The following is a 9264-nucleotide window of genomic DNA, read 5'->3' as shown; positions in this document are numbered from 1 at the left end:
CGTTCGGCTTCGAGAGGTCGAAACTGCCTCCGTCTTCTATAAATACGGTCATGACATAGCTCGCAGTTTTATCTATGGGGCCGGTCGCCGGCACATTGTCCGCATCCAGCAGCATGACGCACCTGTCCGATATTTCCTGCACCGTTGAGATATTTTTAAAGAGGACGCCCGTCCCATCGGGGAATATTTTTATCACCTTTATCTCCGACACCTCTTTGGCAGCTCCGAATATATCGCCGCTCACTTTGAAGCCGGCCGCAAGGATCTTGCCATGCTCCTGCGCGCTTATGGATATTACGGGGAGCGTTATCACCTTGTCCATGGAAATGCTCTTATCCTCCGAAAGCACAAAGTCCACGGCTTTTGAGACGATAGAGGGATGGGCCGCGACCACGCCGCCCGCTCCCGCCGTTATATGTTCTGGCAAAAGAGCGGAGGCGGCTGTCAACTCGCCGGCTTTGTCAATGGGGATGTACTCCGCCGCGCCGCTTACAACGCCCGCCGGCGTTCCTTGCGGAAGCTGCAAAGAGACGATATCGGGACGTATCCGCTCCATATATCCAGGGGCATCTTTTGCGTCGCCGTAGACGGTTATGGAGCACTGGGCGGTTAATGCCGTGCCGTCTGCCGTCTTCGCCGTTATTACGGCGCTTCCGGCTTTGCGCGCGGCTACGACGCCAAGGGCGTCCACCGTCGCTACAGACGGAGCGCTGCTGGTCCACTCAATGCCGGCCGCCAAAGCGTTGTCGGGGCTGAGCGTCGCAGTGAGCGCCGCGTTCTTGCCCTCGGCAATGACCAGCGAGCTTTTGTCAAGGCTTATGCCCGCCGCTTTGACCGCTTTGTAGACTGCCTCTATCTCCCAGAGGTCAAAGGCTGATATTGCCGCATCAAGGGAGCCGGAGACTGCTTTGGTATAACCGGCATAGTCCGCGAAAGCCACGGAATATCTGCCCTCTGCGATCTCCCTGCTGCCGCTTCCGCTGAACTGTTCTTTGATAATGTCGCCGGAGACGACCCACTGCGCGTCTGTCTTATCTCCGCTTACAACGACGTTCAGTTTCGCCATGCGGGATGTTTTTGCGGCGAAGGCGAGGCAAAGGTCGTAAGTATCGTTCTTTGCACCGTCCTGTACCAGGTAATAGTTGTCATCGCGCGTTTTGTCGCCGCTTGTGACATTGACCGCCTGGACGAAGGCGGCTCCGGCGCCCTGCGTCACCTTGCCTTCCATGTTGAAGAGCAGGAGGCGGGTCGTTATGGTATAGCCGCCGTCCGGCGAGTTGGTCACTGCGATATATTTGCCGGTGTCGCCCGATGTGACGTCGCAGAGGCTGCGCGCCAGAACGTCGCCGCTTCGCACTACCGCAAAGAGAGATATCTCGTTTAGGAATTTGTCCGCGGTGAGGCCGTCGCGTATGTCTTTTGGGAGCGCCGCTATGTCTTGTGACGTTATGCTGAATACGGCCTGGATGGGCAGATAGTCGTTGTCGTGTTTTTCGACGGCCGTGAAGAAAGAGACGAGAAGGCGCCAGAATTTGGCAAAGAGCGTCTCCCCCTCGTGCTGTTTAGACGCCACGGTGTTTTGGACATTGACTATGTATATCTTATCCTGCGACGCGCTTCCAACATTCCAGTATTTCGCGACGGCTTCCGTTATCGCCTCTTTGGTGAAGAGGTCCTCGCTCGTGACAATATCGGCGCTGGATGCCTGGACGGCCTTTATTTCGCCCAGCGTTATGTTGGCGGGAAGAAAGCCATTTGCGCTCAGGCCGGCGAAAGCATCGTATATGGCGACATCCTCCGCTGTGTTGGGGGCAATCGTTATAACGCCGGAATTATCGTCGTCTGTTTTTGTGGCCGCGGTGACTTTGGCCTCACCCTCCACATTTGTGACAGTGACCGCTATCTCCTTATATTTGCCGTTGCCCGTGACGGCCTTTACGGTCGAAGTTCCAGCTTTGAGCGCGGAGACGACGCAAGAGCCGCCGGTTGCGGCTATTGAGACAACGCCGCTGGCACCGACGACGCTCCATGTCACATCGTTTGAGACGGAAGCATCAGCGGGCAGCACCTCGGCTGTAAGAGTCTCCGTCGCTCCTCTTTTTAGCGAAAGCGCCCCGGGGCTTATATCTACCGATGTCGGCGTTATATATATATCGAGCCGCTGCGTTTTAGTGAAATCTCCGTCCCTCGTCTTAGCGGCTATATCCACGGCGCCCGCCTTATAGAGCGTCACATCGCCGGACTGGTCTACCGAGGCGATGTCGGCGCTGCTGCTGCTCCATGTTATTTCGGCGTCGCAGGCATAGGCTGGAAGGACGGCGGCGTTCAGCTTGAGCGTTTGACCGGCGCTTCTGTCCATGCTTCGCGGCTCGCCGAGGTCGCAGCTTATGCCCGCCACGCGCTGGCGGACTGTGAAGCTCATATCTTTGCTGACAATTTTTCCGTTCAGCCCCGTGAGGGAGAGGGTGACCGAGGCGGAGGCGATTTGCGCGCCGCCCGTCCCCATTGCGGAGACCCGAAGATTGTTATCTATGGAGATGGCATCTCCGCTCACGCTCCACACTGGGTCGCCGCTTATTACCGTAAAGGAAGGATAATGGTCGAAGCTGAGCTGCACGGTGTCGAAACTCGCGGCGCTCCAGTAGTCAAGTGAGGTCGTCGCCGCCGTGCCTCCGGCTGCCGTCTTTATCTCCGCGCTCTGCGGCGATACATCATCTGAGGTGATATTCATTACGACGGCAAGCGGCGGCACGACGCCATCCGAGACAGTTAAGCCGCTGAACGTCACATTCTTCTGTGTTAGCACAAAACTTACAAAGCTGCCCGAGGCTGATACGGTGTACGCGCCTGGAAGAGTAAATCCCGCGAAAAAGCCGTTTGTATCATTAGACGTTACCACAGTATCATTAGACGTTACCGTGTAATCCATGCTCGATACGGCATCTTGCCTTGAGCCTGGCCACGTGCGGAATATTTGTGAGGCGCCCTCTGTGTTCCTGTCGGCGCTGATAAACGGTGATACGCCTGTGAAGGAGGTAACACAATTATCGACCTGAGCAAGAGGGCCGACGCTCACCACTGTGCCCGGAGTGCCGCTCCCGCAAGCTTTGCCCGCTGTTCCAGAGAGCCATCCGCAGTTTTTGAGACTTGTTGTACTGCTGCTATCTCCGATGATGCCGCCCTTCACAGCGGCATCTCCGCTGAGCACCGCGGAAGAGATGCAGTTTTCGATTGTGACATCCAAACCCTTTCCTGCTATCCCGCCAAGGCGGGCGGTCGTTTGCGCGGCCACGAGCGTACCTGACGAATAACAGTTCAATATCGAAGAATAGTACGCCGCCAGTCCTACGATGCCGCCGGCGCTGCCTTTTGAGGTCACCAAACAATCCGCCACGCTGTTTTTCACCGTGGAGCCTTCTACGAAGCCTGCGACGCCGCCAACCATGTTATCTCTTGGATCTACTTCGGATGTTTGTGATATATCGCAGCTTTGAACGACACAATTTGCCAATAAGGCGCCGCTCTCCAAAGCGCCGGCTATTCCGCCGGCCTTACTATACAAAGCGCTTATATTACAATTTACCGCGGAGGAGTTAATGATAACGCCGCCATTGCTATAACCGACGACGCCTCCAGCCGTAACTACAGCCGCATTTACACGGCCGGTGGCGGCACAGCTTTCGACCCTGCCTCCTGCGCTCTTCCCTACAATGATACCAACAGTGTCATTCCCTTTGACGTCCCCGGAGACATTCAGATCACGGACGACAGCGGTCGCGCCGATGAGACCGAAGAGACCGACATTATTTCCTGCTGGGTTATCGGTCCGGTCTATTGAGAGGCCGTATATAGTATGGCCTCCGCCGTCAAATATACCTTGGAATTTAATGCTGTTGTTGCCGCCGCCCCCTATAGGCGTCCACTCCGCACCGCTCAGGTGTAAGTCGCAGCTTAGAATTACGGTCTTGCCGGCGTAGTCATCGGATTCGGCGTTTACATTCGCAGCAATTTCCTCAAGCTCGGCGCGGCTGCTTACGTATATGGTGTCGGTATCCACCGCCTGTGAGCGCAGCATTAAGAACGAGGCAAAGGAGAGGAAGCCTACCAGCACGGCAATCAGCCAAATGCTTGACGGTTTCCCCGCTCCGGCGTGCGCCATATCTTCGCGCTTGTTCGATTTGTGTACGCCGCTTTCGCTTTTCAGAACCTCCATAAAAATACCCCCCGCAAAAATTTTTATAATTTTTAAAGCGCAGAAGTGGTCCGCGCCTTTTCAACTTTGATACATTTCTGTGTTTATAACATCTAAGCAAAAATAACGAACCCCCCATTTGGGGGGGCGGCGAAGGTAATTTTGATAGAGGTGGATGTTTGAAATGTAACGGCGTGCGCCGCGAGGCGTTGATGCGCGCGGATTTTTCCAGGCGTGCGGCAGCACGAACAAAAAAATAAAGTTTGCCGGATTTTTTTATTGAACGGCCGCCGCTGCGGAGCTTTGTTTTTATATATCTTTTTTGAGCAGCTCTATTTTTGAGTGGATGCCGAGTTTTGAGTATATCCTTTTTTTGACGGAACGGACGTTTGAGTCGCTCATGCAGAGGGCGGCGGCTGCTGCTTTTGTGGTCATGCCGTCTTTTAGGAGCAGCGCTACCTGCAGCTCTCTTGTGGTGAGGTCGCTGTTTTCTCTGTCGCTGCTTTTGATTTTTTTTATCCCCGCGGCAAGCCTTTCGCCGAGGCGCAGAATTTTTTTTGCCTCTTCTTCGCCGCGTTCACGGAGAGCTTCTGTCAATATTTTTTGGATGGCCGGGTAGTTTTCGGCAAATGGCATGTATACGCGGTCTGGCAGCGCTATGTCGAGCGCTTCGTTCAGCGCTTTTTTTGCCGCGGCGGCGTCGGAGGAGGCTTCTCTTTCTATGGCGGTGTATATGAGGAAGTATACTTTCGGGAGGAGCATGTGGAAGCGTTCCGTCGTTGCGGTGAAGGAGCCTATTAACGCCCGGAAATGGGCGAGGTCTGTGTCGAGCAGATATTTTGCTACGGCTATGTGCGCAAAGGGCAGCGCTGGGGCGGCGATGGAGCTGATGATGGAGAGCGGGTTTCTTATGCTTTCGGGGCAGAGGCTTTCTGTCCGAAGTTCCGCCGCTATGAAGCCGATGCAAAGTTCCGCTGTTTTCATGCTGTAGTGGTCGGCGCTTTCGAAGGCGCGCCTGTTTATCCTGCCTGTGAAGTCTGCGTATTTGGCGGCGTCGCCGCGCAGTATCGCGACGCGCACAAGCGTGAGTTCGGCGCAGAAGGAGATGCTGTCCTGCGCGTTTTGCTCCGCGAGGTATAGGGTCCTTATGGCGCGTTCTTCTGCAAGCTGGTCTTCTCCGCGAAGCAGTGCTGCGTCGGCTTCCATGGCGTCCGCGGCTCCCATGCCGTGGCCTTTTGTGAGGCTGTAGTAGCGGGGCATTCCGGCGCGCACCTCGTGCGTTTCCTGGTCGAGTTTTCCGCTTTCGCGCCAAAACATGCAGGCGACTGAGGAAACGCCGAAGGTCCATGTGGTTTTGAATGAGAGGAATTTTGCTGGGCCTCTGAGTATCTCCCATGCGCATTCGTGCGCTTCGCACATTTTGGGGATGTCGTTGAAGGCCATGAGGAATTTGAAGAGTTCAAGCTCGCCGCTCAGGGCGCGGCCGTACTGCGCGTCGCGTGCTGTGATGCGCGCTATTATTTCGCCCATGAGCTTATAGTAGCTGGCGGAGAGTTCATAGCGGCCCGAAGTGAAGGCGCCCATGCAGATTTTTACCATCAGTTCCGGGTGGGCGTCGAGTATTTCCGCGGGGCAGTTGTCGCGTATGTCGTCGAAGAGTTCCGCTCCCGCGTACCATATAATTTCGGAGACGTTGAGGCATTTTTCTATCACTGAGAGCAGTGAGGCGTATTCTTTTATTTCGCTGTAGAAGCGCGAGGCGGAGAGTATATCTCCGGCCGCCGCGCACCCGTCAGCGGCGCGGCGTTTCGCTTCGGCGCAGAATGAGGCGCTTTCGGCGGAGAATTTTTCCTGTAGATATTCCCTAAGCAGGGAGTGCAGGAGGTAGGTTTTATTTTGTCCGTCATAACGGCAGAAGAGCAGGTGCGAGAGCCAGCGCCGGTCTTCTTCGGTGAGGCGCGCTTTGCCTGTCATTACCGCGGCCTGCGCTGCGGTGAAGCTCTCCGGCAGGCAGAGGCAGAGCAGTTCTTTTTTTCTTTTTGCTGTAAGTTTGTCCCATATAGCCGATTCGAGAAGGCCGAAGATGCCGTGGGCGTCTTTTATGCAGCCTGTGGCGAGGCGGCTTTCCATTTGGAGGCGGAGCGCGGCGGCCCATCCGTCGGTGGTACGCATGAGGAGGCCCGCCTCTTCCTCGCTGAGCTGCGCGCCGCAGTAGGCGAACCACTTTATTACGTCCTGTTCGCTAAAGACAAAGCGTTCCTGCTGGATGTGCAGCATGTGCGGGTTTGCCGCGAAGGTCAGGTTTTCTTCGCTTATTGGATGGGAGATGACGACGATGTGCAGTTTTTCGCAGCCGTGCAGCGAGAGCGCGTAGAGCAGCCGGATAGGTATGGCAAAGGCGGCGAGCTGATAGTTGTCTGCGACGATGACGGTGTTTTTGGCGCATTTTAGGGTGTGCATCATGGAGGTTATTTCGTAAAGTGTGTCGAGGCTGGGGGCGGCCAGTTTTTGCAGGTATTTGCCGGTGGCGGGAGCGGCGCGGCTTATGAGCGCGCAGAGGGCTTTCCATGCTTTGTCGGTCGGCTCGCCGAGGAAGGTGTGCCAGTACGTTTCGTGGTCCGGCGCGTTATTTTCCAGATATTCGTTGACGGCCGTCGTTTTTCCGAAGCCGGGCCCTGCCTCTATAAAGGTGAGTGGATATTTCAGGATGTCCTGCATGGCGTGCTGCAAATCGTCTTTCAAATAAAGCCTGCCGGCCTTTTGGATATATTTTTTCACCGTTCCAGCCCCTAACCGCAATAGGTACGGCGTAAACCCCCGTCCGTTAGAGATATATTATCACATCTTGGCCCTTGGGACGGGGGACGGATTTTCGTTTTGCGCGCCGACTGCACGGCGTTTATGAAGGGTCGTTTCAGTTGGTGAAGTCTTCAAAGTCCATTGCGCGGTACTGCGCTTTGTGTTTGCCCTGAACGTAGATGGCGTGTACGGGGCAGAAGCCGGCGCAGCGCTGGCAGCATTGGCATTTCAAGAGGTCTATGCGCGGGTGGCGGCCGGTCTGGGTGACGGCTCCCACGGGGCAGAGGCCGAGGCATCTGCCGCAGTTTATGCAGACTGATTCGTCGACGGAGAGCGGGAAATGTTTGTTGAAGAATTTCATGGCTCTTCCGCCGCGGACGAAGCTCTCGCACAGCGCGGGGATGAGCGGGAGGCCGCGGCCCCACGAGGCCTGACCCTGATGCAGCGCGTCGGCGAATCTCCGCGCCTGCGCAAGCGAGTCTTTGACGAGTTTTTCGTATTTTGCCGCAGGAGTTATGTCGTCATTGTAATTGCCGGGCATTTTAAAGGCGGCGGCGCCGAGCGGACGCCAGCCTTTTGCGATGAATTTTTCGCGGAAGCGGCCTTCGAGGCCGAATGTCGCGCCGGCCATGGTGCAGGTGAGAAAGATGCCCGCGCCGTCTCCGCGCGGCAGCGAGTCTATGAAGTCGAGCACGAGCGGATAGGTCGAGAAGAAGGCGACGGGAAAGGCTATGCCGGCTACGCATCCTTTTTCGCGCGGCGAAAAGCCGTCTTCCATTTTGCGCAGGCGCACTTCGGCGCCAAGCTCTTTTAGGCGTTCGGCGATATGGCCCGCTATTTTGAGCGTGTTTCCCGTGCCGGAGAATACGTAGTAATCTACGAGCATGTTTCGTCTGTTTTTTTCAGCGTTCATTTAAGTCCCTCCCAGGCGCGCTGTTTTGCGCGCGAAAAGGGCGGCCAGAAGCGGCCGCCCAAAGTTTTAATCTTTATTTTCTTTGCCAGCCATAAATTCGATGTACTGACGGGCGCTTCTGCCGGAGAACCCTCCGTGCTTCATCGCCCATCGAACGGCGCCGTTTTCGAGTTTTTCCTGCGGCTTTTTTATTTTATATTCGCATGCGAGCCTGTTTACGATGTTCAGGTATTCTTTCTGCTCTGGCGAGATGTAGCGTATCATGAGGCCGAAGCGGTCTACAAGTGACATTTTTTCCTGCTGCGTCTCTGATTCGTGCATGTCTTCGGCACGGTCGGCGCGGTCGGCCCAGCTCTCTTTCATGAGATGGCGGCGGTTTGAGGTGGCGTAGATGAGGACGTTGTCGGGACGTTTTGCAAGGCCTCCCTCGATGAAGGCTTTGAGGAATTTATATTCCACTTCAAACTGTTCAAACGAGAGGTCGTCCATGAAGAGTATGAATTTATAGTTGCGCTCTTTTATGGCCTCAAGCAGCGTCTCCAGATCCGCTATCTGGTGCTTGTATATTTCTATCATGCGCAGGCCGCGCGGCGCGTATTCGTTGAGCAGCGCCTTTATTGTGGAGGATTTGCCTGTGCCGCCCTCGCCGTAGAGCAGCACGTTGTTCGCGGGGCGTCCATCAAGAAAGGCTGCGGTGTTTTCAACGACGAGCGCTTTTTGTTCTTCGTAGCCTATTATGTCAGGGAGCGTTATCGCCTCCAGGGGGACGGCGGGCGCTATGGCGCGCGACGCTCCGTCCCAGCGAAAGCCGGGGTAGAGCGCGAATTTGCCGACGCCGCGCCGCTGATAGAAGGCAAGCGCCGCGTCGTATATCTCTTGCGCGGATGAGGCTTTGGACAAACAAAGAGCAAGCTCGCCTATGACTGCGCCCGGTATTCGGCCAAAGGAGACGGGGCCGGCGGGCGTGGGCTGAAAGTCGCCCGCCCTGCGCATGACGTCTACGCCAAGTTCCGCCTCAAGCTGGCCGAAATCAAAGCGGAGGTATTCGAGGAGCGTTTCAAAGTCCTGCATGGCAAGCGCGGCGGCGGTGCCGTCAAGCGGCGCGCGGCGCTCCTGCGCGATGGAGAAGGCGTTTTCGTTTTCCGCAAGGAGCATCGCGATCCAGCTCCGCCAAACGTTGCCGGCTATGCCGGCCTTCTCCGCGGCGGCGCACATTTTTGATACGCAGTCGCAGTACCATGAGGCGCTTTCCGCAAGCGAAGCGCCGTCTATCTGCCCAAGGCTTTTTATAAGCCCTGTGACGCAGGCGAATACCTCGTCGCGCTCGAAATCTCTGTAGACGATAAGCTCGCGGATCATG

At 56.1% G+C, this 9264-nt stretch carries 4 protein-coding genes; all 4 read right to left on the bottom strand.

Annotated features, from left to right (window positions below; genetic code table 11):
• Positions 1 to 4213, bottom strand: a 4213-nt coding sequence (locus RRY12_07890) for an Ig-like domain-containing protein (GenBank protein MEG2184580.1), incomplete at its 3' end; no start/stop codon positions are given.
• 288 nt (positions 4214 to 4501) lie between these two features.
• Positions 4502 to 6970, bottom strand: coding sequence for a LuxR C-terminal-related transcriptional regulator (locus RRY12_07885; protein ID MEG2184579.1), 2469 nt, complete (start codon positions 6968 to 6970; stop codon positions 4502 to 4504).
• A 136-nt stretch (positions 6971 to 7106) separates the two neighbouring features.
• Positions 7107 to 7904 (bottom strand): EFR1 family ferrodoxin, encoded by a 798-nt coding sequence (locus RRY12_07880; protein ID MEG2184578.1) that lies wholly within the window; start codon positions 7902 to 7904, stop codon positions 7107 to 7109.
• 66 nt (positions 7905 to 7970) lie between these two features.
• Positions 7971 to 9263 (bottom strand): ATP-binding protein, encoded by a 1293-nt coding sequence (locus RRY12_07875; GenBank protein ID MEG2184577.1) that lies wholly within the window; start codon positions 9261 to 9263, stop codon positions 7971 to 7973.
• Position 9264: the final 1 nt, after the last annotated feature.

This window comes from Cloacibacillus sp., from assembly GCA_036655895.1.
Classification (GTDB): Bacteria; Synergistota; Synergistia; order Synergistales; family Synergistaceae; genus JAVVPF01.
This window is presented reverse-complemented; position numbering and strand designations above follow the sequence as displayed.